Raw genomic sequence first — 23,063 nt, 5'->3', positions numbered from 1 at the left:
GACCGGACGCCCAGCCCGCGGGCGTAGGAGGGGTGCATGACCCGCGACCAGTACACCTTCGACGACCCCCGCACCCGTTACCCCGTCATCAGCCCCCAGGTGCAACAGCAGCCCGAGCCGGGCCTGCAGTCCCGCATGGAGCCGGTCCCCGACCTGGGCGAGGACACCTACCGGGGCTCGGGCCGCCTCGAGGGGCGCAAGGCGCTCATCACGGGCGGCGACTCGGGCATCGGTGCCGCCGTCGCCATCGCCTACGCCCGTGAGGGCGCCGACGTGGCGATCACCTACCTGCCCGAGGAGGAGGACGACGCCCGCCACGTCGTCGAGGTGATCGAGGCCGCGGGACGCACGGCCGTGGCGATCCCCGGCGACCTCACCGACGCGGCCTTCTGCCGCGAGCTCGTGGCCCGCGCCGTGGAGGGCCTCGGCGGCCTCGACGCCCTGGTCAACGTCGCCGGTCGACAGATCTGGCAGCAGAAGATCGAGGACATCACCGACGAGCAGTTCGACGCGACCTTCAAGACGAACGTCTACGCGGCCTTCTGGATCATCAAGGCGGCGCTGCCGCACCTCGGCCCGGGGTCGACCATCATCAACACGGCGTCGCTCGAGGCGTACACGCCGGCTCCCGACCGGCTCGACTACGCCACCACCAAGGGCGCGATCAACAACTTCTCGAAGGGCCTCGCGACGCAGCTCGTCGAGCGGGGCATCCGCGTGAACGTGGTCGCCCCCGGCCCGACCTGGTCGGTGCTGCAGGTCACGCGCGGCGTCGACCCCGAGACGCTGCCCGAGTTCGGGTCGAGCGAGTCGCCCATGGGTCGCGCCGCCCAGCCCGCCGAGCAGGCCCCGGCCTACGTCTTCCTGGCCAGCGCCGAGTCGAGCTTCGTGGCCGGCGAGACGCTCAACGTCAACGGCGGCATGAACACGCCGTAGTCGCCCCCGCGACGAGGCGCGCCCCCGGTCGCAGCGCGAGCTGCGGCCGGGGGCGCGGTGCGTCAGGAGGCCCGTGCCGGGAGGGCGAGCGGCCCGCCCGCGCAGGTCAGGGGTGCGAGCCGTCGCGGGTCAGCTGCGTGCGGGTGCGGCCCGGGCCGCGGTAGTTGCCCACGTCGTGCTTGGTGAGGCCGTCGCGCTCGCGGATCGCCGCCTCGCGCCGGGCCGCGACGAACGGCGCCACGAGGGCGAAGAGGATGCCGGCGACGACGACGGCGCAGCCGAGGACCATGAGGGCGATGACGATGAGCTCCACGGCTCGATCCTCCCGCGTCGGCGCCCGGCGGGCAACCGCACGGGGCGGACTGCCAGCACCCGGGTCCGTGAACGACGCCGCCGGGTCGCCGGGCGGTACCAGAAGCGACACGTGACGTCGAGCCCCGAGCGGACCGCCCCTTCACGCCTCCTGCCTGGCAGGATGGCGGGGAGGGAACGAGGTCAGCGTGGCGGAGAACGTCGGCAACGCCACGGGCAGGCTGCTCGGTGGGCGCTACCGGCTCGGCGAGGTCGTCGGTCGGGGCGGCATGTCGAGCGTCTTCAGCGCCGTCGACGAGTCGCTCGGGCGCCAGGTCGCCGTGAAGGTGTTCCGCCCCGGGGTCGCGGACCGCGCGCGACAGGACGCCGAGCTGGCCGTCCTCGCCACGCTCGACCACCACGGGCTCGTGGGACTGCTCGACGCCGGCTTCGTCGACGGCGACGGCGGTCGGCAGCGCTACCTCGTGATGCCGCTCATCACCGGCCAGGACCTCGAGGAGCGCCTCACGGGCGGTCCGATCGCGTCGCGGCACATCGCCGAGATCGGCTACGACATGGCCGAGGCGCTCGAGTACATCCACGAGCGCGGCATCGTGCACCGCGACATCAAGCCGTCGAACATCCTGCTCGTGGACTACGGCGACGCGGCCTCGCGCGCCCACGCCCGGCTCACCGACTTCGGCATCGCGCTCGCGGACGAGTCCGAGCGGCTCACCGCGGAGGGCGTGACGACCGGCACCGCCGCCTACCTGAGCCCCGAGCAGGCGCGCGGCGGCGACATCGGTCCCGCGAGCGACGTCTACGCGCTCGGCCTCGTGCTGCTGCAGTGCTTCACCCGTCGGCGGGAGTTCCCGGGCTCGCTCGTCGAGTCGGCCGTGGCCCGCCTCACCCGTGACCCCGCCCTGCCCGAGCCGCTGCCCGAGCACTGGCGCGAGGCCCTGCGCGCCATGACCTCCCGCGAGCCCGCGGACCGCCCGGTCGGCGAGGACCTCGTGAGCGTCCTCCGCCAGGTGGTCATCGCCGAGAGCTCGCGGCACCGCGACGAGGAGCCCTTCGACCCCACGGGAGGCACGGGCCAGGTCGACGAGACCGGTCCCGACACGGTGTCCATCACCACGGCCACCGACCAGGCGCTCGAGCGGGCCGCGACCATGGCCGCGCGCCTCCTGCAGGCCCCCATCGCCATCATGAGCGCCGCGGACCACGGCCAGACCTGGTTCGTCAAGCACTTCGACGACACGCTCGCGCACCTCGACGACCGCGTCGACCTGTCGCCCTCGATGGCCACCGCGGCCGAGCCGATCGTCATCGAGGACGCCTCCGCCGACCCCCGGGTCAAGGACAGCCCGCTCGTCACGGGCTCGCTCGGCCTGCGCTTCTACGCCGGCGTGCCCCTCACGCGCGACGACGGCGTCACGATCGGCACCCTCTCGGTCGTCGACCGGAAGCCCCGCCAGGTCACCGCCGACGACCTGCAGAACCTGGGCGACCTCGCCGCCCTCGTCGTCGCGCAGATCGCCGCCGTGCCCGACGACCTCGGCGGCACCGCCACGGGCGGGGTGCCCTCGCAGCAGGCCTGAGGGCTCGCGGCGACGAACGCCCTCCCGGACCCGTCGCGCGGCCCGGCCCGTCGGGGCCTACCGTGCGGGGGGGCGGCGTCACCGCTCCCGGTGCACGCCGCCCCGGGCGTGCCCGGCCCGAGGCAGGAGGAGCCCCCATGGACGACGAGGAACGCCGCCGACGAGAGATCGGCGACACCGACGCCCCCGTCGAGGACGAGGTCCAGGAGTCGTTCGACGCGACCGTGGAGGAGGGCGCCGAGCGCCTGCACCGCGACCTGCGGACGATCCTCGTCACGGGCTTCTTCGGCGGGCTCGAGGTCGGCATCGGCGTCATCGCCATGCTGGCGGTGCTCGTCGCGACGGACTCGCACCTGCTCGCCGGGCTCGCCTTCAGCGCCGGGCTGATCGCGCTCCTCCTGGCGCACTCCGAGCTGTTCACCGAGAACTTCCTCATGCCCGTCGCGGCCGTCGTCGCCCGGGAGGGCCACGTCGGCCACCTCGCGAAGCTGTGGATCGGCACCCTGGTCGCGAACCTGCTCGGCGGGTGGGTGATCATGTGGCTCGTCGTGCAGGCGTTCCCCGAGTGGCACGCGACGCTCGAGGAGAGCGCGCGGCACTTCGTCGACGCGCCCTTCGACCTGCAGAGCGTCGCGCTCGCGGTGCTCGGCGGCAGCACGATCACGCTCATGACCCGCATGCAGCAGGGCACCGACTCCGACCCCGCCAAGATCGTGGCGGCCGTCGTGGGCGGGTTCCTCCTCGCCGGGCTGCAGCTCTTCCACTCGATCCTCGACTCGCTCCTGGTCTTCGGGGCGATCCAGTCGGGCGCCGACATCGGGTACCTCGACTGGCTGGGCTGGTTCGGGTACACGTTGCTGTTCAACGTGCTCGGCGGGCTGGTCCTCGTGACGGCCCTGCGCCTCCTGCGCTCGAAGGCGCTGCTCGAGGAGCGCCGCCGCGCCCGACCCCAGGGCGCGGGACCGGAGCGTGACGGTGGTCGCGGGTAGCGTCCGCGGCGTGGACGACACGGAAGGGGCCCCGACGGGCCGCGGCACGCGCCCGACGCGCGTGCGCCTGCTGCTGCCCGGGCAGTACGGGCCGGCCTTCGACGACGGCGGGCCCCTGCTCGTCGTCGAGGCGGAGGAGTGGTTCACCGCGCGCCCCTTCCACCGCACCAAGGCGCACGTGTGGCTCAGCGCGCTGCGGCACGCGGTGCGGCGGGCCGGCGACCGGGCGACGCACGTGCGGGTCGCGACCCTCCGCGAGGCGATCGAGGGCCGCGACGACCTCGAGGTCGTCGACCCGCCCAGCAGGCCCCTCCGGCAGCAGGTGCGCGAGGCGGGCGTCCGGGTGCTGCCCAGCCGGGGCTTCGTCACGAGCGAGGCCGACTTCGCGGGCTGGGTCGAGCAGCGCCGCGGCCGACTGCTGATGGGCGACTTCTACGAATGGGTGCGGAGGCGCGAGGGCCTCCTCATGGAGGGCCCCGCCCCGGTGGGCGGCCGCTTCAGCACCGACGAGAGCAACCGTGAGCGACCCCCGAAGGGCGCCGTCACCCTCGGCCTGCCCGACCCGTGGTGGCCCGAGCCGGACGACGTCGACGCCGAGGTCCGGACCGACCTCGACGCGTGGGAGGCGACGGGCCGCGTGCGGTTCGTCGGTGCCGACGACCGGCGGCGCTTCGCGGTGACCCCGGACGAGGCCGAGCGCGCCCTCGACGACTTCCTCGAGGCCCGGCTCGGCGACTTCGGCCCCTACGAGGACGCCATGCTCGCCGGGGACTGGACCATGGCGCACTCGATGCTCAGCGTGCCGATGAACCTCGGCGTGCTCGATCCGCGGCACGTCGTCGAGCGCGTCGTGCACGAGTTCGGGTCAGGAGGCGCGCCGCTGCAGAGCGTCGAGGGGTTCGTCCGCCAGGTGGTGGGCTGGCGGGACTACGTCTGGCACCTCTACTGGCACCTCGGTCCGACCTACGCGACCGACCACGACGCGCTCGGGGCGACGACGCCGCTGCCCGCGTGGTGGCTCCGCCTCGACGTCACCGACATGCGCGCGGCCTGCCTGGGCGACGTGCTGGGCCAGGTGCACGACCACGGCTGGGTGCACCACATCCCCCGGCTGATGGTCCTGGGCAACTGGGCGTTGCAGCGCGGCTACCGCCCCGCCGAGCTGACGGAGTGGTTCACCGACGTCTTCGTCGACGGCACCGACTGGGTCATGCCCGCGAACATCGTGGGCATGTCGCAGCACGCCGACGGCGGCATCGTCGCCACGAAGCCCTACGCCTCGGGCGGGCGCTACATCGACACGATGAGCGACTACTGCGCGCGCTGCCCGTTCGACCCCACGAAGCGCCTCGGCGACGACGCCTGCCCGTACACCGCGGGGTACTGGGCGTTCCTCGCACGGACCGAGCCGGTCCTCCGGCACAACCCGCGCATGCGCAACGCGCTCGGGGGCCTGGCACGCCTCGGCGACCTCGACGACGTCGTGCAGCAGGAGCACGAGCGCCCCGGCCCTTGAGGGGGCCGGGGCGCTCGGGCCAGGGCTCGCGCCCGGGCGGGATCAGGCCTCGCGACCCGCCGGCATCTGCGTCTTGGACGGGTCGGTCTCGGCGAGCCCGGAGAAGATGCCCTCGATCCGGTCGAGCACGTCGCGCGCGAGCGTCACGCCCGAGGCCTCGGCGTTCGACACGACCTGCTCGGGGCGCGAGGCACCGATGATCGCCGAGGCGACGTTCTCGTTCGAGAGCACCCAGGCGAGCGAGAGCTGCGCCTGCGTGAGGCCGAGGTCCTGGGCGATCGGCTCGAGCTGGGCGACGGCGTCGAGCACGTCGTCGCGCATCCAGCGCTCGATCATGCCTGCCCCGCCCTTCTGGTCGGTCGCGCGCGAGCCGGCCGGCAGCTCCTGGCCCTTCTTGTACTTGCCGGTGAGGACGCCCTGCGCGATGGGCGACCAGACGATCTGCGAGATGCCGAGCTCCTTCGAGGCGGGCACGACCTCCTCCTCGATGACCCGCCAGAGCAGCGAGTACTCGGGCTGGTTCGAGATGAGCTGGAAGCCGAGCTCCTTCGCGAGCGCGGCGCCGTCGCGCAGCTGCTGGGCGTTCCACTCCGAGACGCCGACGTAGAGGACCTTGCCCTCGCGGACGAGGTCGGCGAAGGCCTGCATCGTCTCCTCGAGCGGCGTCTCGACGTCGTAGCGGTGCGCCTGGTACAGGTCGATGTGGTCGGTCTGCAGGCGACGCAGCGAGGCGTGGGCGGACTCGCGGACGTGCTTGCGCGAGAGGCCGGTGTCGTTGTGCCCCTTGGGCCCGGTCGGACCGTAGACCTTCGTGAAGATCTCGAGCGACTCGCGCCGCTCGCCCTTCAGCGCCTCGCCGAGGACGACCTCGGCCTGGGTGTTGGCGTAGACGTCGGCGGTGTCGAACGTCGAGATGCCGACGTCGAGGGCGGCCCGCACGCAGGCGGTCGCCGTGTCGTTCTCGACCTGGGACCCGTGCGTGAGCCAGTTGCCGTAGGTGAGCTCCGAGATCTTGAGGCCGGAGTCGCCGAGGTAGCGGTGTTCCATGGGAAGTGCTCCTAGTCCTGGCGGGCGCCTGTGCCCACCCCGGGGGACGTTACTCCCGCCCCCGGGCCGGGCCTCCGGGGAGCCCGTCCCCCGCACGGTCCCCCTCGAGGCAGGCGCGCCCCGGGCGGGTGCGACGACGACGGGCGGGTGCGATCGACCGGGGTCGACGCACCCGCCCGTCGGGGCGGCTCCGGCTAGGCGCGGCGGCGGCGCAGGGCGACGGCCCCGAGGCCGGCGAGCAGGAGGACGGCACCGGCTGCGGCACCGAGCCGCGGGTCGGCTCCCGTCCAGGCGAGCGAGCCGGAGGCGCTGGTCGCCACGGGGGCGGGTCGCCCGCCCGCCGCGGGGACGGCACCGGGGGCGACGGGCTGCTGCGCACCGGGCTGACCGGGCGCGCCGGGCAGGGCCGGAGCCCCCGGGTCACCGGGCAGCCCGGGCTCGCCCGGGACCTCGGGGTCGCCCGGCTGCTCGGGCTCGCCCGGCGCCTCGGCGGCGCAGGGGAAGGTCCCGGCGCGGAGGGAGGAGCCGTCGGTGTCGGCGTCGTCCGCGTAGAAGGTGCGGCGCACTCCGTCTTCGCAGGTGGCGGCGGACTCGATCGCGAAGCCCTCGTTGGCGAGCGCGGGGTCGGCGGCGGCGGGGGCCTCGTAGAGGGCCTCGAGCGCGAACGCCCCGGTCTCGTCGATGCCGTAGGTCGCGGTGCGGCCCGAGCAGGCCTCGTCGCAGACGACCCAGAGCGCGTCGAGGTCGGCGTCGAACTGCACGTCGGCGACGAGCGCGAAGGGGGTCTCGAGGGTCGCGACCCGCACGGCCGAGCCGTCGGTCGACAGGGCGTAGACGTAGGCGCTGGCGGTGCCCTCGACGCCGACGACGAAGAGGCCGTCACCGTGCCCCGGGTAGCTCGTCGGGGCGTAGTCGGCACCCGTGCGCTGGTCGACGAAGCCCTGCTGGACGAGCCAGGAGTCGGGCACCCAGGTGACGCCCTCGAGCCCCTGGTTGGCGCCCAGGCCCGGGAAGTCCCCGGCGAGGGCCCACTCCTGCTGGGCGACGAGCGTCGTGTCGCTGCCGCTCACGTCGTAGCGGAGCACCGAGGGGCGCGAGACGCCGCTCACGGCGTTGTCGCGCTCGCTCGAGACGTAGACGCCACCGGCCGAGTCGTCGCCCGCGACCGTGACGCCCTCGGCGTCGACGACGCCGGTGCCGTCCGGGTAGCGGAGGACCTTGCCCTGGGACCAGCCGGAGTCGGCAGCCGGTGCGTACCCGCCCGCCGCGTCCGCCTCGAGGCGGTAGAGCAGCCCGTCGCCGTTCTGCACGGCCCAGAGCGTGCCGGGTGCCGACGTGCCGGACGGCTCGACGTCGAGACCGGACAGGTCGCCGGTGAACGTGTCGGGCTCGTCGACGGGGACCTCGTCGGGGCCGCCGGGCCAGGGCTGGGCCGTCACGACACCGGCGAAGGCGTTGGCCGTGCCCTTGGTCGGCGCGCTCGTGACGGCGAACTCGCCGGTGCCGTCGGGGCCACGCCCGTAGGTGGTGGGGGCGTGCCCGGTCCATCGGTGCTCGTCGACGAGCACGCCGTCGGCGGTGAGCACGCGGACGGCGTCGTCGCCCCCGAGCCCGAAGCCGAGCTGGGCCTCCTCGACGACCGCGAAGGCGCCGGGCTCGAGCAGCGTGCCGGCGGGCAGGACCGAGCGGTGGTCGGGGTCCGAGTCGGTGACGACGAGGCCGCCGAGGTCCACGGCGCTGCCGCCGACGTTGGTCAGCTCGACCCAGTCGCCGGGCGTGCCGCCCTGCGACTCCACCTCGTTGATCCGCACGGGCGAGGAGCAGTCGTTCGCCGCGCCCTTGGTCGAGGTGGTCGTGGTGACGAGCTCACCGGTGCCGTCGGGGCAGCGGCCGTAGGTGACCGCGGAGTGCGTGGTCCAGCCGTAGGAGGCACGGAGCGCTCCGGTCGTGTCGAACAGGCGCGCCTGGTCGGGCTGGCCGAGGCCGAAGGAGAAGCCGGGGCGGACGCCCTGCGCCTGGTCGACGACGAGGAGGGCCCCGGGCTCGACGACGCTGCCGGCGGGGAGGACGTAGCCGTGCGAGTCGTCGTCGTCGCGGAAGGTCCAACCCGAGACGTCGATCGCGGTGCCGCCCGTGTTGAGCAGCTCGACCCAGTCGGTGTCGTCGCCGTTCGACTCGACCTCGTTGACGACGAGCGCCGAGGGCACCGGTGCGACGACGGGCGGCTCCTCGACGGGCGGCTCCTCGGGCGCGGCGGCGTTCGCGGCGCCCTTGGTCGGTGCCGCGGTGACCGCGAACGCGCCGGTGGCGTCGGGCACGCGCCCGTAGGTGGTCGCGGCGTGCTGCGTCCAGGCGTAGGAGTCGAGCAGGGTGGTGCCGTCGGCGGAGAACAGCCGCGCGGCGTCCTCGCCGCCGAGGCCGAAGCCGAGGTCGGCCTGCTCGAGGACGAGGTGCGCGCCGGGGGCGACGACCGTGCCGGCCGGTACCGCGTACGTGCGCGTGTCGTCGTCGTCGGCGACCCGGAGCCCCGAGGCGTCGACGGGTGCGTCACCGGCGTTCACGAGCTCGATCCAGTCGCCGGGCGTGCCCCCCTGGGACTCGACCTCGTTGATGCGCAGCGCGGAGGCGGGCTCGGCGGCGAGCGCCGGGGCGGCGCCGCCCGCGAGCAGGCCGCCCGTCGCGACGGCGCCGGCGAGCACGAGGGCCGCGGGTCGGTGGAGGGGGGTGCGCATGGTCATCCGATCGACGGGGGGGGGACGTGACCTGCGCACGGTGGCGGACCCGGGCGACCGGCAGGTGAACGCCACGTGTCGCGCAGGTGGGGCAGGAGGCCCGTCCCCCGTCGGGCACGACGCCCACGCCGGGCAGACCTCTCCGTCTGTCCGCTTCACGCACGCCCGGTGCCCTCGATTCCCGAGACCGATGCGTCTGCATGCACAGTGGTGACGCGGCGCACCCGCCGCCGCTCCCCGGCCCGCCACGGACGGCCACCCCCGCAGGAACGACACATGCACCCCACCCTCCACCGCCTCGCGCGGGCCGCGCTCCCCCTCGTGAGACCGTACCTCCGCGTGCACCTGGCCCTGCTGGGCCGCCAGATCGCCCGCACCCCGCTCCCCCGGGACACCCCCGTCGAGGCCCTGGCCGGACCCGACCCCGGCCGTCTGCTCGTCGTCGGCGAGCTCGCCGCCTCGGGTCTCGGCGTCCTCCTGCACGGCATGGCGTTCCCGGCCCAGGTCGGCCAGGCGTGGTCGCGCGCCACGGGCCGGGGCTGCACCTGGCGCACCGTCGCCCGCCCGGTGCTCAGCGCCGCGCAGGCCGCGGCGCACCCCGACCTCGACGGCGCCTCCGCGGGGGCGGAGGCCGTCGTCGTGGCCCTGGGCATCCCCGACGTGCTGCTCGCGACGCCCGCCCGCACCTTCGAGGCCACCGTCGACCGGGTCGTCGACCTCGTGCGCTCCCGTGCCTCGACCGGGTGCCGGGTGGTGCTCGCCGGCCTGCCGCCGATGACGCGGTTCCAGCCGATCCCGCCGCTCGCGGTCCGGCTGTTCGGCCTGCGCATGCGTCGGCTCGACGACGCCCTCCGCCGCGTCGCCGAGCGGCACGAGGGCGTCGTGTTCGTGCCCTTCCCGCAGCAGAGGCTGCACGGGCTCTACGTGCGCGACCGCTTCTCGTACCGGGCGCTGCACCGCATCTGGGCGCACGCGGTGGTCACCGCCCTCGTGCCCGCGCCCACGCACGAGCCGGACCCCACGAGCCCGACCCGGCACGACGTCCCCACCCCGACGGGGGCCCCTCCCCGGGCCGACGGTGCCGCGATGGTCCTCGCGGCCTGACGCGCTCCGGGCGGCGTCCTCGACGCGGCCCCGCGCCTCCTGCGCACGCCGGCACGGACGCGGCGCCCGTCGCGCCCCGACCAGGAGGTCGTGGGCACGGCGGGCGCCGCGTCGGTGCTGCAGGAGCGGTGCGGACTAGGCCTGCACGTCGCCGCGCCAGGCGCCGTCGGCCCGGCCCTTCGACTCGATGTACTCCTTGAAGTTCGCGAGGTCCTTCTTGATGGCGTGGTTGTCGGCGCCGAGGCTGCCGCCGAGCTTCTCGAGGAACCCCTCGGGCTTCCAGTCGATCTGGACCGTGACGCGGGTCTCGTCGTCGCTCAGCTTGTGGAAGGTGACCACGCCGCCGTGGTCGACCTCGCCACCGGTGCTGGTCCAGGCCACGCGCTCGTCGGGGTGCTGCTCGGTGATCTCCGCCTCGAAGGTCTTCTCGACCGGTCCGACCTTGACCTTCCACACCGTGAGGGTGGGGGTGGTCTGCGTGATGGACTCGACCTCGTCGAGGAACTTGGGGAACTCCTCGAACTGGGTCCACTGGTCGTACGCGACGCTCAGGGGGACGTTGACGTCGACGGTCTCGATTGCCTGTGCCATGTGCTGACTCCTCGTGCTCGTGGTGGTCGTGCCGCGGCCCGGTCGGGGACCGGACGGCGTGACGTGCACGGTAGGACGATGACCGCGGGGTCGCCGCCCTCTGCAGCGAATGGTCAGGCGGCGCTCAGCTGCGGCGACGGAGCCGCGCGGCGGTGAGCAGGCCGGCGCCGGCGAGCACGAGGCCGGCCGCGAGCGCTGCCCAGCCGGTCGACTCCTGGCCGGTGTGGGCGAGCCGCGCGGCACGGGGTGCCTGGCCCAGGCTGACGACGACCGTCGCGGCGGGTCCCTGGGTGGGCTCGGGAACGGGCACGACCGCCGGGGCCGCGGCGACCAGTGCGAAGAGCTGGGGGTCGACCGCCTCCGAGGCGTCGCCCGTCTCGAGGTCGATCTGGCTGGCGACGGCGAAGTACTCGCCCGCGGGCAGGTCGAACTCGGTCTCGAAGGTGCCGTCCGCGGCGACCGGGACGATCGCCTGGGCGACGCCGAACTCCTCGTCGAGGCGCTGCGGCTCGGTGGTCCACGGGATCTCGTCCGCACCGTCCTCGACGGCGCGGGCGTCGGCCGGAGCGAAGACGGCACCGACCGAGCCGGACGACCAGACGATCGAGTCGTCCTCGACGGCGCCCACGGTCACGACGACGGCGTTGCCGGCCTCGGCCCCGCTGCCGGGGAGGGCGACGACGCCCTCCGTGCCGCCGTCGGGCACGACGAGCGCCGGGGCGGCCAGGGGCGCGGCGGTGACGAAGTCGGCGGACGCCTGTCGACCGGACTGGTCGGCGACGCTCACCGTGAGGACCGTGCCGAGCGGCACCTCGACGGGGACGGCCAGGTCGAAGCCGGTCCAGCCGTCCTCGTCGAAGACGAGCGGACCCTCGGTCCAGGGCGTGGCGGTGAAGACGAGGTCCTCGTCGACGCCCTCCCCCGTCACGTCGAGGGTGACCGCGTCGCCGGCCGTGAAGCCCCCCGCGTAGACGGAGTCCAGCCCGCCCGGGTGCAGCACCGTGGAACCGGCCGAGACGGCGGGCTCCTCCGCGGGCAGTTCGTCGACCACGACCGCCTTCGGCGTCACCGCGCCGGGGGCGGCGGGGACGGCAGGAGTCGTGGGGGCGGCGGGCGCGGGCGTCACGACGGCGGGCGCGGGCGCCCCGACGACGGGAGGGGTCGTCGGCTCGGCCTCGACGCCGGTGCCGGCACCGTCCTCGCCGGGGGTCGGCAGGAGGTCGTCGGCGACCTCGCCGTCGACGGGTGCGCCCGTCGCGTCGACCGGGGCGCTCGTGGCCTCGACCGGTGCGGGGACGGCCTCGGCGGACGGCACCTCGGCGGCGTGGGCCGAGACCGGGGCGAGGGCGAGGGCGGCGGCGAGCGCGACGGCCGGGAGGGCCGTGCACGCGCGGGTGCGGGAGATGAGCATGTGTTCCCCCAGGAACGTCGGGCACCTCGGGCGGGTGCGCTGAGGAGAACGTAGGGGGTGGCCCGGGTGCCCAGGAGGGGCAGGGCGTCCGCTCCGAGCCGCCGTGACCTGATCGTGTCCTGATCGTCCCCCGCGGCCGACGTCGACGGGGTACACCGACGGTCCGGTCCGACCGGTGACGCCGATCCGGCACGGGGAAGGGCCCCGGCTCAGGGAAACGAGTCGGGGCCCGGGTCCGCGACGTCCGTCACGGGCCGGCAGGACGGGGACCTGCCGGGGGCGAGGCTACGCGCCTCCTGCACGGAGGCTCGCGGCGTCGCCGGGGGTCAGCGGCGCCAGCCGAGGAGGCCGGCCAGCGGACGCTGCTGCTCGCCCTGCTGGGCGCCCATGACGATGAGGACGCCGGTGAGCACGGGGATCGTGAACTGCAGCACCTTCTGCTTGCGCTGCGCGGCCGCGAGGGCCTTCGAGCTCGTGGCGTCGGGCTCGGTGACGCCCTTCGTGCCCTCGTCGCTGTGCTTGGCGATGACGGCACCCTCGACGCCGGCCCAGACGGTCGCACCGAGCGCCGCCGCGGTGACGACCGACTTGACGACGGTGTTGGTCCGCGAGGCGGGCTGACCCGCGAGGCGGCTCTTGTTGCCGAGGATGAGGCCGATGCCACCGATGCCGTGGGCGACGATGCCGACCCACTGCACGGGAGCCCACTTGGCCCAGCCGACGGACGACAAGCGGAGGCGCTCCTGCGGGTCCTTGGCGGCGGCGGTGCCGCCGTTGAGGCCGAAGGCGCCCATGAGGGTGCCGCCGAACCACGACGCGACGCCGAGGTCGTGGAGGCTGCGGACGATGGTGTTGCGCTGGGACATGGGGTTCTCCTCGTGGTGGTCGTGGCCGATGGGTCGCTGCCGTCGGGTGACCCCGAACGCTAGGCCGGGGGTGCTGGGCCGCCTGCCAGGAGCCGGGACGACGTCCCCCGACGCGCCTCCTGCCGGCTCCGCCCCCGTCGGCCGCCACGTGCATGAGCCGACCGAACCTGGGTAGGGGACGCACGACGACACGGAAGGACGGCCCCGATGACCACCCTCGCCCCCAGCGCCCCCGACGTCCGCGGAAGCGGCACGCTCACGATCCTCGACCCCCGGGACGGCTCCGTCGTCGGGGAGGTGGTCGAGGCCGACCGCGACGAGGTCGCCCAGGCCGTCCGCCGTGCTCGGGCCGCCCTCGACGGCTGGGCGCGCACCGACGCCGCCGCGCGCGGAGAGCTGCTGCACCAGGCCGCCGACGCCCTCCGCGAGCGTGCCGCCGAGCTGGCGGCGCTCAACGAGCGCGAGACCGGCAAGCCCTACGACGACTCCTTCGGCGGCGTGATGGCCGGCGCCGGCACGCTCCGCCAGTACGCCGAGCTGGGCCCCGTGCACCGCGGCCACAGCCTGGTCGGCGGTCGCTACGCCAGCGACTACACGATCTCTCAGCCCCGCGGCGTCGTCGCGGCCGTCACGCCGTGGAACGACCCCGTCGCCGTGGCCTGCGGCCTGCTCGGCGCGGCCCTCGCCACCGGCAACGTCGTCGTGCACAAGCCGAGCGAGCGCAGCCCGCACGTCGGGGCCCTGCTCGGCGAGGTCCTCTCGTCGGTGCTGCCCGCCGACGTGCTCGTGACGGTCTCCGGCGGCGGCGCGGTCGGCGCGGTCCTCACGGAGCACCCCGACGTCGACGTGGTGGCGCACGTCGGCTCGACGAGCACGGGACGCAAGATCGCCCGCGTCGCCGCCCTCACGGGCGCCCACGTGGTCCGTGAGAACGGCGGCAACGACGCGCTCGTCGTCGACGCCGACGTCGACCCGGCCTGGGCCGCCGCGCAGGCCGCCCTCGGCTCGTTCGCCAACGCGGGCCAGATCTGCACGAGCGTCGAGCGCGTCTTCGTGCACCGGGCGATCGCGCCCGCGTTCGTCGAGGCGCTCGCGGCCGAGGCCACGACCCGCAACGAGCAGCGCCTGATCGGGCCGCTCGTCGACGGTCGGCTGCGCGACGAGGTCGACGCGCAGGTGCGCGCCGCGATCGAGGACGGTGCCACCGCGGTCGTCGGCGGCTCGGTCCCCGACGGGGCCGGCTCGTGGTACCCCGCGACCGTGCTCACCGGGTGCCGCCCCGGCATGACGATCATGCAGGAGGAGACCTTCGGACCGGTCGCGCCCGTGCAGGTCGTCGACAGCTTCGACGAGGGCCTGCGCCTGGCGCGCGCCGACCGTTACGGCCTGGCCGCGACGGTGCTCACCGCGAGCATCGAGCACGCGAACCGCGCGGCCGCCGACCTGGACGTCGGCACCGTCAAGATCAACGCGGTCTTCGGCGGCGCCCCCGGCGGTGCCGCCCAGCCGCGCCGCGACTCCGGGGCCGGCTTCGGCTACGGCCCCGAGCTGCTCGACGAGATGACGCTCACGAAGGTCGTGCACGTCGGCCTGCCGCAGACGCCCGCGTCGGGCCTCCCGACGGCGCACCTCGCCCCCGGCGGCACCGACACCGTCACGACCACGGCGCCCGACGCCACCGCCGGCACCGGCACCGGCACCGCGGGCTCCCTGCCCGACGCCGACGCCGACGCCGACGGGGGCGACAGCGGTCGCACCCCGCACCCCGAGGAGCCGGCCGAGGGCGGCGACGAGGACGACGAGGGCACGACCACCGGCGGCGACGTCCCCCGGGTGCACCCCTCCGACCCCGCGGAGGGCTGACGTGCCGGTCGACCCCTCGCCCTTCGCGGAGCGCGCCGGCCTCTCCCCCGAGGTCGTGCGCGACCTGCGCGACGCCGCACCCGTGGTGAGCGTCGTCGGCGACCTCATGCTCGACGGCTGGTGGTCGGGCACGACCGAGCGGATGACGCGCGAGGCGCCGGCCCCCGTCGTCGAGGTCCGCACGCGCCGCTTCGTCCCGGGGGGCGCCGCCAACACGGCCGTGAACCTCGCGGCCCTGGGCGCACGCGTGCGGATCGCCGGCGTCGTCGGCGACGACGACGCCGGGCGACGGCTCACCGAGCTGCTCGCGGCGCACGGGGTCGACACGTCGGGCGTCGTGCGGGTGCGCGGCCGGGCCACGGTCGCGAAGAACCGGGTCATGGTCGACGACACCGTGCTGCTGCGCCTCGACGACCTCGCCGAGGGCGACGCGCCCGGTCCGTCGCTCGCGGCCCTGGCCGAGGGCGCGGCGACCCAGACGGCCGGGGCCGACGCCCTGCTCGTCTGCGACTACGGCTCGGGCACGCTCACGGGCGTGGTCCTCGACGCCCTCACCGCTGCGCCCCGCCCGCCCCTCGTCGTCGTCGACGCCCACGACCTCGCGCCGTGGGCCCGGCTCGCGCCCGACCTCGTCACGCCCAACGCGGGTGAGACGTCCGCGCTCGTCGGGGTGGCCCTCGGCGACCAGCTCACGGGCGACCAGCGCGTGGCGCGCGTCGCCGACGCGGCCGACGACGTGCTCGTCCGGTCCGGCGCGCGCGCCGCCGTGGTCACGCTCGACCGCGACGGCAGCGTCCTGCTCGCGGCCGAGCCGGTCGGCCCGGACGGCAGCGAGGGGCCAGGAGGCGCGACCACGCCCGCCGCGCCCGCCGCGCCCGCCGGTGCCGACCTGCCCGGGCACCCCGCGCCTCCTGCCGTCCGCCACCGCACCTGGGCACGTCCCGCGAGCGAGCGGCGCGCCTCGGGCGCGGGCGACTCCTTCGTGGCCGCCCTGACGCTCGGGCGGGCCTGCGGGCTGCCGTTGTCGACGAGCCTCGACCTGGCCCAGGCCGCGGCCGACGTCGTCGTGCAGCGCTTCGGCACCTCGGTCTGCTCGACGGACGACCTCGTCGGGCACCTCGACCGCACGGCGGACACCCTGCACGCGCTCGACGACCTCGTGCGCCTCCTCGACGAGGAGCGTGCCGCAGGCCGGCGCATCGTCCTCACGAACGGCTGCTTCGACGTGCTGCACCGGGGCCACACGCGCTCGCTCACGCAGGCGAAGGAGCTCGGCGACGTCCTCGTCGTCGCGCTCAACGACGACGCGTCGACCGCCCGCCTCAAGGGGCCGGGCCGACCGGTGAACCCGCTCGACGACCGGGCCGGCGTGCTCCGCGCCCTGAGCTGCGTCGACTACGTCACCTCGTTCGGCACCGACACCGCGACGCCGCTCATCGAGCGCCTCCGGCCCGACGTGTACGCGAAGGGCGGCGACTACACGCCGCAGATGCTCGAGGAGACCGCGGCGGTCGTCGCCGCGGGGGGCCAGGTCCGGATCCTCGACTACGTGGCCGACAAGTCGACCACGGCCGTCGTCGACCGGATCCGTGGGGCGACCCCGTGACGGGACGCAGCCGCCGCGGGTCGGCGCGGTGGGGCCACCGCCCCGCCCCGACGCCGCCCGCGCCGCTGGTCGACGTGCTCGTCCCGACCGCCGACCGTCCCGCCGAGCTGGCGGTGACCCTCGCGGGGCTCGCCGCCCAGGACGACCCGCCCTTCTCGGTGGTCGTCAGCGACCAGTCGAAGGCCGAGCCGGACTGGGCGGCCCCGGCGGCGCAGGCCATGGTGCGCGTGCTGCGCGCCCAGGGCCGCGCGGTGACGACCGTGACCCACCACCCGCGGCGGGGCCTGGCGGAGCACCGCCAGTCGTTGCTCGACCGGGCGGCGGCGCCGACCGTGCTGTTCCTCGACGACGACGTGTGGCTCGAGCCGGGCAGCCTGGCACGGATGCACGACGCGCTCACGACGCTCGGCTGCGGCTTCGTCGGCAGCGCCGTGCAGGGCCTGTCGTACCTCGACGACGACCGGCCGCACCAGCGCGAGCCGTTCGAGCTGTGGCACGGTCCCGTGACGCCCGAGCGGCTGCGCCGCGGGAGCGAGGGCTTCGACCGCTGGCAGCTGCACAACGCCGCCAACCTCGCGCACCAGGCCGCCGAGCTGGACCTCGACGACGACGACTGGCGGGCCTACCGGGTCGCCTGGGTGGGCGGCTGCGTCCTCTACCGGCGCGACGCGCTCGTCGAGGCCGGGGGCTTCGCCTTCTGGGACCAGCTGCCCGTCGACCACGCGGGCGAGGACGTCGCCGCGCAGTGGCGCGTCATGGAGCGCGTCGGCGGTGCCGGGATCGTGCCCAGCGGCGCGGTGCACCTCGAGGCGCCGACGACGGTGACGCGACGCGACGTCGAGGCGACGGACGTCGTCGACCTGGACCGCACGACGGCCCGGTGAGGTCGGCCGCCCTGTCCCCCGCGCGCTGGGCGGACCGCCCCCTGCCCGGGTGTAGGCACGAGGGGTGCCCGTCCGGGCGCCGCGCAGCAGATCGAAGGAGACACGGCATGGCTGACACCCCGAACCCCATCCAGATCCAGAAGTACCTCAGCGGCCTCGACTACCCCGTGAGCAAGGACGACCTCGTCGCGAACGCGAAGGACCAGGGCGCGCCCGACGACGTGCTCGACGCGCTCCAGGGCCTGGAGGGCGACTCGTTCGACGCCCCCACCGACGTGAGCAAGGGCCTCTCGCAGGAGTAGCCGGGAACGCGGGAGGCGCGGCGCGGGGACGACCCGCACCGCGCCTCCTGCGCGTCCGGGGCCGGTCAGGTGACCGCGCCGGGAGCGTGGCCGCCCATGAGGTCGTCGAGCTGGTCGACGGCTCCCTTCCGGGCGGCGTCGTCGGCGGCCGACGTGCCGTGCGGCTCGACCGTCTCTGGGCTGTCGCCGTGCACCGCCGCGGGGTCCTGGTGCTCGTCGACGTCGTGCTGGGCCGGGTCCTTCTGCGGATCGCTCATGGGGTGCACGGTACGCGCGGCACCGGCCGTCGTCCGGTAGACAGGAGGGGTGCCGGAGTCGGCACGCACCCCTGACGCACGCGGCCGAGGCCGCACGCCGGCCGGTCCGGCGGAAGGAGAAGACGATGACGTCCACCCACGAGAACGCCCCCGCCCGCCGTCGCGTGGCCGTCACCGGCGGCAGCGGCAAGCTGGGCCGCGCCGTCGTGCGCCACCTCGCCGAGCACGACTGGGACGTCGTGCTCCTCGACCGCGTGCCGAGCCCCGACCCCGTGCCGGGCGTGCGCAGCGTGCTCGTCGACCTCACCGACTACGGCCAGGTCGTCCAGGTGCTCTCGGGCGACGTCGACGAGCTGCACGACCGCTTCGACGCCGTCGTGCACCTCGCCGCGATCCCCGCGCCGGGGCTGGTGCCGAACGCGGCGCTCTTCGCCAACAACGTGCCCTCGACCTACAACGTCTTCGCGGCGGCGCACGCCGCCAAGATCCGCAACGTCGTCTGGGCGTCGAGCGAGACCCTCCTGGGCCTGCCCTTCGACATCGACCCGCCCTACCTGCCGCTCGACGAGGAGTACGCGGTGCGTCCCGAGTCGACCTACTCCCTCGGCAAGGCCGTGGAGGAGGAGATGGCCCGTCACTTCACCCGCTGGGACCGCCAGGCGAAGCTCATCGGCCTGCGGTTCTCGAACGTCATGGACGACGGCGACTACGAGGCGTTCCCCTTCGACGACGACCCCGAGCAGCGCAAGTTCAACCTCTTCTCGTACATCGACGCGCGCGACGGGGCCCAGGCGGTGCGCAAGGCGCTCGAGAGCGACCTCGTCGGCTTCGAGGCGTTCATCGTCGCGGCGTCCGACACCGTGATGAACACGCCCTCGGCCGTGCTCGCCGACCAGTTCTTCCCGACCGTGGAGCGCCGCGCCGCCGTCGAGGCGAACGAGCCGCTCATGACGAGCGACAAGGCCCGCGACCTGCTCGGCTTCGTGCCCGAGTACTCGTGGCGCGAGTGGGGCGACCGCGTCGGCAAGGCCTGACCTCGGTCCGCCGGAGCCCGCCCAGGGCCGCCGCACCCCAGGGACCCGCGTGGACCCCAGCTCATGAGCTGGGGTCCACGCGGGTCCCTGGGGCCTCGGGGCTCAGCAGCGGTCCTGCAGGTACCGCGGCGACTCGAGGGTCGTGACGACGTCGTCGATCGCGAGGGCCTCCGCGCCGTAGTGGTACGAGCCCACCTCGTCGGTGTCGTCGCGCACCAGGTCGTAGATCACCCGCGTCGACGTCTGGTCGGAGGACGCGACCTCGACCAGCGTCGGGTCGATCGCCGTCGCGGCGTCGACCAGGGGCTGCACGACGTCGCCGACGGCGACGCCCTCCGGCGTCTCCACGCGCACGTCACCGTCGAGGCCCCGGACCGTGGGACCGACGGCCACGAACGTCAGGGACCCCTCGTCGGTGGCCTGCGCCGACGTCCCCAAGAACATCGCCTCCTCCCAGCCGTACCGGGTCTGGTCGGCCACGCACGGGCGATCGCCGACCACGCCGGCGGGCTCGCCGTCCCCGGCGAGCACGGCGGCGAGGACGGCGACCGCGGCCTCGAGGTCGTCCTCGACGAACGAGACCTCGTCGCTCAGCTCCTCGCCGGCCCAGAGCTCCAGGCCCTCGCCGTCGACGACGATCCGGTCGACGGCGTCGCGCCCGGCCTCCGCGCCGTCGTCGGTGTCGGTGTCGCCCTGACCGCCCGGCCGAGGCGACGCCGTCACCGTCTCGGTCACCGTGGGCCGGGCCTCCGGGTCGGGGCCCGCCTCCTGCGCGCACCCGGCGAGCAACGCCGCCACCACCACCGCGGTCGCCGTCGCGGCCGCCCTGCCGTTCCCCTGGGACATTCCCCGACCCTAGCGGGGCGCGGCCCTCGCGTCCCGGGTCAGCGGCGCAGCACTCCGACCGTGACGAGCTCGCGGACGCGCGGGGCCAGCTCCGCCCGCAGGTCGGCCTCGTCGGCCTGCAGCAGCTGCGCGAGGGCCGCGACGATCGCGGCGGCGCTGAGCTCGCCGGCGCTGGCGCCCACCAGGGCCGAGAGCGCGGTGCCCGACTCGACCGTCCGCGCGAAGCCGCCGCCCTGCTGCAGGCGGATGACGGTCGGGTCGTCCTGCCCGGGCCAGAAGTGCCGCTCCTCGGTGACGTCGCCCGCGACCGTCCAGTGCGTGGCCAGCACGTCGTCGTCGGTCGCCCCGCGCAGGGCGTCCACGGCGTCGAGCGTCTGCAGGACGTGGGCGCCGAGGCCGGCGTCGTCGCGGCCGAGCCCCGACTGCAGGCGCTCGACCCGCACCACCGGCACGGCCGCCGCGTCGACCGGGCGGCGCAGGGTGACGTAGCCGAAGCCGACCTCGGTGACGCCGCGGCGCTCGAAGTCGTCGAGCCACGCCTCCGTGAGCCGTTCGAAGTCGGGCGTGCCGGGCCGGGTGCCCCCGTCGCGGATCCACGTCTCGGCGTACGCGGCCGGGTCCTGCAGCTCCCGCTCGACGACCCAGGCGTCGACGGCGACGCTGCCGCGGGCCGCCCACTCGGGGACCGAGTACGCGCCCTTGCGCGACGGGCCGGGCGCGCCTCCTGCCGCGTCCGTCGCCCCGCCGGTCTCCCAGTTCCCCAGCAGCTGCGCGACGCCTCCCGGCACGAGGTGCTCGACCGCGGCGGCGACGACCGTGGCGACGAGCTCGTCGCCGACCATCCCGCCGTCGCGGTACTCGTACTCGGGGACGCCCTCGGCGCGCGGCGTGATGACGAAGGGCGGGTTCGAGACGATGTGGTCGAACACCTCGCCCGCGACCGGCTCGAAGAGGCTCCCGAGCCGGAACTCGACGCCGTCGACGAGGTTGAGCGCGGCGTTGAAGGCGGCGATGTCGAGGGCCCGCTGCGAGATGTCGGTCGCCACCACGTGGCGGGCGTGCCGCGCGAGGTGCAACGCCTGGATGCCGCAGCCGGTGCCGAGGTCGAGCGCGCGGTCGACGGGCCGGGGCACCATGAGCCCGGCGAGCGTCGCCGAGGCGCCCCCGACGCCCAGCACGTGGTCCTCGCGCAGGGCACCGCCGACGGCGAGCTCGCCGAGGTCGCTGACGATCCACCACGACGCCTCGCCGCCCGCGTCGACGAACGCGTAGGGCCGGAGGTCCATGAGCGGGCGCACCTCGTCGCCCTCGACCGCGACGAGGCCGAGCTCGCGCGCGCCGTCGACCCCGAGCGTCGGCAGCGCGGACGCCACCGCGCCGAGCGGCTGCGGGTAGCCGAGCACGAAGAGCAGGGCGAGGGTGCCGGAGGCTCGCGCGGCCTCGCTGCCGGCGGCGCTCCGCTCGAGCGCGCGCCGCGCCGCCACCCGCTCGCCCCGGAACAGCGCGGCCCCGGCGGCGGGCCCCCAGGCGTCGGGGGCGCTCAGCCGGTCGACCGTGAAGTCGGAGGCGGCGAGGTCGGCGCGGAGGCGCGAGAGCAGGGCGTCGTCGAGTCGCAGGGGCACCGGACCATCCTGCCGCACGACCGGCCGGGCGCAGGAGGCAGCCGGAGCAGGCCTGGCCCTCGCCCCTCCCGCCGACGACGACGAGCCCCCGCCCTGCTGCAGGGCGGGGGCTCGTCGCGGTGCGGGGGGTCAGCTCGTGAAGACGGCGGCGTCGTGGTCGAACGACGGCGCGACGTCGAGGACGATCTGCTCCGGGTCGACGACCGAGAAGGCGGCCTGCCACGACACCGACTGGCCCGAGGGGACCGTGGTCGACGGCGGCAGGCCCGTGGCGCCCTCGAAGTCGACGATGCGCGATGCCTCGGTGCCGCCGGACGACACGTTGGGGATCGACAGGGACGGGTCGAAGTTCGCTTCGGTGCCGTTCTCGATCGTGATCGTGAAGACGACGGCCTCGGCCTGGTCGGCGCCGCTGGCGTACTCGCTCGGCGTGTAGGGCTCGGGCGCCGACACCGTCACGGTGAGTCCGTCGTCGTACTGCCAGGTGTCGCCGAAGGCGGCGTTCTCGCCCGTGGCGGAGCCGGCGGAGCCGTCCGAGGCGTCATCGGGCGTGGTGGGCTCCGCGGGCGCCGTGGCGCTGCCCTCCGGGTAGCCGTCGTCGATCTGCCGGGTCACCTCGCCGACGAACAGGCTCGTGACGAGCAGCACGACGATCCCGATGAGGGTCGCGAGGATCGACAGCCCCGTGCCGACCCAGGCGAGCACGCGCGACCCGGCCTTGCGGACGACGGCCACGATGCCCAGGGCGAGGCCGGCCAGGCCCAGCAGGAGGCCGAACACGGGCACCCACGAGAACAGCAGCGCCAAGCCGCCGACGACGACCGCCGCGACCACGAGGCCGTTGGCGCGTCCGCCGCCCGACGTCGGCGGGCCGGGGAAGCCGCCGGGCTGGCCGGGGTAGCCGCCGGGCTGTCCGGGGCCGCCCGGGTAGCCGGGCCCCCCGGGCTGACCGGGGCCTCCGATCTGCGCCGAGCCCGGGTAGCCCGCGGCGTACGCGGGCGCGCCCTGCCCCGGTGCGGGGTAGGCGCCGTAGCCGGGCGCCGGCGGCGCCTCGGGCACGGAGCCGGCAGGAGGCTGCGGCGAGGACGACGGGACGGGCGACGACCCGCTCGGCTGGCCGGGCTGGTAGCTCGGCGGCGCGTAGGCGCCGGGCGTCGGGTCGTCGGCCTCCGAGCCGGCCTGCGGCGGCAGGGGCGCCGCGAAGGGGGTGTCGCCGGCGGGCCGCTGGTACGGCGCGGGCGGCGGGACGGACGGGCCCTGGTCGGTCGTGGACGGTGGCGTGGCGGTGGGATCCTTCGGCGCCTGCGCGCCCTCCCCCGGCTGCTGCGGATCGCTCATGCCACCGAGCATGCCGTACATCGCGCTCCCGCACCCGGCGTGACCCGACCGGCACCGCCGACCCGACGACGGAGGGCCCGCGGGGAACGACGAAGGGCCCGGTCTGACGACCGGGCCCTTCGGGTGGTGGAGCTAAGGGGATTCGAACCCCTGACCTTCTCATTGCGAACGAGACGCGCTACCAACTGCGCCATAGCCCCAAGTTGCTCGTCGAGCTTAGCACCACT

Annotated in this window: 20 protein-coding genes and 1 tRNA gene; 10 read left to right on the top strand and 11 right to left on the bottom strand. The window is 75.3% G+C overall.

Features of this window, described 5'->3' with window-relative positions; all coding sequences use genetic code 11:
- Positions 1-36: 36 nt before the first annotated feature.
- On the top strand, positions 37-936 hold the full coding sequence (locus tag ACYVHQ_RS13165; RefSeq protein ID WP_460513766.1) for an SDR family oxidoreductase: 900 nt from the start codon (positions 37-39) through the stop codon (positions 934-936).
- A 106-nt stretch (positions 937-1,042) separates the two neighbouring features.
- Here the strand turns inward: ACYVHQ_RS13165 and ACYVHQ_RS13160 are convergent, their stop codons facing one another.
- Entirely contained in the window at positions 1,043-1,249 is a 207-nt protein-coding gene (locus tag ACYVHQ_RS13160) for a hypothetical protein (RefSeq protein WP_460513764.1), read from the bottom strand.
- A 187-nt stretch (positions 1,250-1,436) separates the two neighbouring features.
- Between ACYVHQ_RS13160 and ACYVHQ_RS13155 the strand changes: the two genes are divergently transcribed.
- The 3 genes from ACYVHQ_RS13155 to ACYVHQ_RS13145 all read left to right on the top strand — a co-directional run bounded on the left by ACYVHQ_RS13155 (position 1,437) and on the right by ACYVHQ_RS13145 (position 5,333).
- Entirely contained in the window at positions 1,437-2,828 is a 1,392-nt protein-coding gene (locus ACYVHQ_RS13155) for a protein kinase domain-containing protein (RefSeq protein WP_460513763.1), read from the top strand.
- A 137-nt stretch (positions 2,829-2,965) separates the two neighbouring features.
- Positions 2,966-3,817, top strand: a complete 852-nt coding sequence (locus ACYVHQ_RS13150; protein WP_460513761.1) for a formate/nitrite transporter family protein — start codon at positions 2,966-2,968, stop codon at positions 3,815-3,817.
- 10 nt (positions 3,818-3,827) lie between these two features.
- Positions 3,828-5,333, top strand: a complete 1,506-nt coding sequence (locus ACYVHQ_RS13145; protein WP_460513759.1) for a cryptochrome/photolyase family protein — start codon at positions 3,828-3,830, stop codon at positions 5,331-5,333.
- 42 nt (positions 5,334-5,375) lie between these two features.
- On the opposite strand, the gene ACYVHQ_RS13140 is transcribed toward ACYVHQ_RS13145, so the two are convergent.
- Together ACYVHQ_RS13140 and ACYVHQ_RS13135 are read right to left on the bottom strand one after the other, a co-directional pair.
- Positions 5,376-6,380, bottom strand: coding sequence for an aldo/keto reductase family protein (locus ACYVHQ_RS13140; protein ID WP_460513757.1), 1,005 nt, complete (start codon positions 6,378-6,380; stop codon positions 5,376-5,378).
- Positions 6,381-6,574: 194 nt separating this feature from the next.
- Entirely contained in the window at positions 6,575-9,112 is a 2,538-nt protein-coding gene (locus tag ACYVHQ_RS13135; protein ID WP_460513755.1) for a lamin tail domain-containing protein, read from the bottom strand.
- Between the two features lie 276 nt (positions 9,113-9,388).
- Between ACYVHQ_RS13135 and ACYVHQ_RS13130 the strand changes: the two genes are divergently transcribed.
- Positions 9,389-10,216 carry a GDSL-type esterase/lipase family protein gene (locus ACYVHQ_RS13130; RefSeq protein WP_460513753.1) on the top strand — a complete coding sequence of 276 codons (828 nt, stop codon included), beginning with the start codon at positions 9,389-9,391 and terminating at the stop codon, positions 10,214-10,216.
- Positions 10,217-10,351: 135 nt separating this feature from the next.
- On the opposite strand, the gene ACYVHQ_RS13125 is transcribed toward ACYVHQ_RS13130, so the two are convergent.
- From ACYVHQ_RS13125 to ACYVHQ_RS13115, 3 genes are all read right to left on the bottom strand, one after another.
- On the bottom strand, positions 10,352-10,807 hold the full coding sequence (locus tag ACYVHQ_RS13125) for an SRPBCC family protein (protein WP_460513751.1): 456 nt from the start codon (positions 10,805-10,807) through the stop codon (positions 10,352-10,354).
- 124 nt (positions 10,808-10,931) lie between these two features.
- Positions 10,932-12,218, bottom strand: coding sequence for an LPXTG cell wall anchor domain-containing protein (locus ACYVHQ_RS13120; RefSeq protein WP_460513749.1), 1,287 nt, complete (start codon positions 12,216-12,218; stop codon positions 10,932-10,934).
- A 326-nt stretch (positions 12,219-12,544) separates the two neighbouring features.
- On the bottom strand, positions 12,545-13,084 hold the full coding sequence (locus tag ACYVHQ_RS13115) for a hypothetical protein (protein WP_460513747.1): 540 nt from the start codon (positions 13,082-13,084) through the stop codon (positions 12,545-12,547).
- Between the two features lie 207 nt (positions 13,085-13,291).
- Between ACYVHQ_RS13115 and ACYVHQ_RS13110 the strand changes: the two genes are divergently transcribed.
- The 4 genes from ACYVHQ_RS13110 to ACYVHQ_RS13095 all read left to right on the top strand — a co-directional run bounded on the left by ACYVHQ_RS13110 (position 13,292) and on the right by ACYVHQ_RS13095 (position 17,739).
- Positions 13,292-14,947 (top strand): aldehyde dehydrogenase family protein, encoded by a 1,656-nt coding sequence (locus ACYVHQ_RS13110; protein ID WP_460513746.1) that lies wholly within the window; start codon positions 13,292-13,294, stop codon positions 14,945-14,947.
- Between the two features lies 1 nt (position 14,948).
- Positions 14,949-16,553 (top strand): D-glycero-beta-D-manno-heptose 1-phosphate adenylyltransferase, encoded by a 1,605-nt coding sequence (rfaE2, locus tag ACYVHQ_RS13105; protein WP_460513744.1) that lies wholly within the window; start codon positions 14,949-14,951, stop codon positions 16,551-16,553.
- On the top strand, positions 16,550-17,437 hold the full coding sequence (locus ACYVHQ_RS13100; RefSeq protein WP_460513742.1) for a glycosyltransferase family 2 protein: 888 nt from the start codon (positions 16,550-16,552) through the stop codon (positions 17,435-17,437). Before rfaE2 ends, ACYVHQ_RS13100 begins: the two co-directional genes overlap by 4 nt.
- 107 nt (positions 17,438-17,544) lie before the next feature.
- Complete coding sequence (locus ACYVHQ_RS13095; RefSeq protein WP_460513740.1) at positions 17,545-17,739, top strand: DUF2795 domain-containing protein; 195 nt, start codon at positions 17,545-17,547, stop codon at positions 17,737-17,739.
- Positions 17,740-17,804: 65 nt separating this feature from the next.
- Here ACYVHQ_RS13095 and ACYVHQ_RS13090 read toward each other — a convergent pair whose 3' ends face one another.
- Positions 17,805-17,996, bottom strand: a complete 192-nt coding sequence (locus ACYVHQ_RS13090) for a hypothetical protein (RefSeq protein WP_460513738.1) — start codon at positions 17,994-17,996, stop codon at positions 17,805-17,807.
- A gap of 125 nt (positions 17,997-18,121) precedes the next feature.
- Here ACYVHQ_RS13090 and ACYVHQ_RS13085 point away from each other — a divergent pair, with 125 nt between their 5' ends.
- Complete coding sequence (locus tag ACYVHQ_RS13085) at positions 18,122-19,030, top strand: NAD-dependent epimerase/dehydratase family protein (RefSeq protein ID WP_460513735.1); 909 nt, start codon at positions 18,122-18,124, stop codon at positions 19,028-19,030.
- 102 nt (positions 19,031-19,132) lie between these two features.
- Here the strand turns inward: ACYVHQ_RS13085 and ACYVHQ_RS13080 are convergent, their stop codons facing one another.
- The 4 genes from ACYVHQ_RS13080 to ACYVHQ_RS13065 form a co-directional block, all read right to left on the bottom strand.
- Positions 19,133-19,876: a hypothetical protein gene (locus tag ACYVHQ_RS13080; RefSeq protein WP_460513733.1), complete on the bottom strand. Its 744-nt coding sequence runs from the start codon at positions 19,874-19,876 to the stop codon at positions 19,133-19,135.
- 38 nt (positions 19,877-19,914) lie between these two features.
- On the bottom strand, positions 19,915-21,498 hold the full coding sequence (locus ACYVHQ_RS13075; protein ID WP_460513731.1) for a DUF7059 domain-containing protein: 1,584 nt from the start codon (positions 21,496-21,498) through the stop codon (positions 19,915-19,917).
- Between the two features lie 129 nt (positions 21,499-21,627).
- Positions 21,628-22,836 (bottom strand): hypothetical protein, encoded by a 1,209-nt coding sequence (locus tag ACYVHQ_RS13070; protein ID WP_460513729.1) that lies wholly within the window; start codon positions 22,834-22,836, stop codon positions 21,628-21,630.
- A gap of 124 nt (positions 22,837-22,960) precedes the next feature.
- Positions 22,961-23,036 (bottom strand) — tRNA-Ala (locus ACYVHQ_RS13065).
- Positions 23,037-23,063: the final 27 nt, after the last annotated feature.

The organism is Frigoribacterium salinisoli (assembly GCF_054781095.1).
Note: the sequence above shows the minus strand (reverse complement) of the source record. Positions and strands in the feature narration are given on the sequence as shown.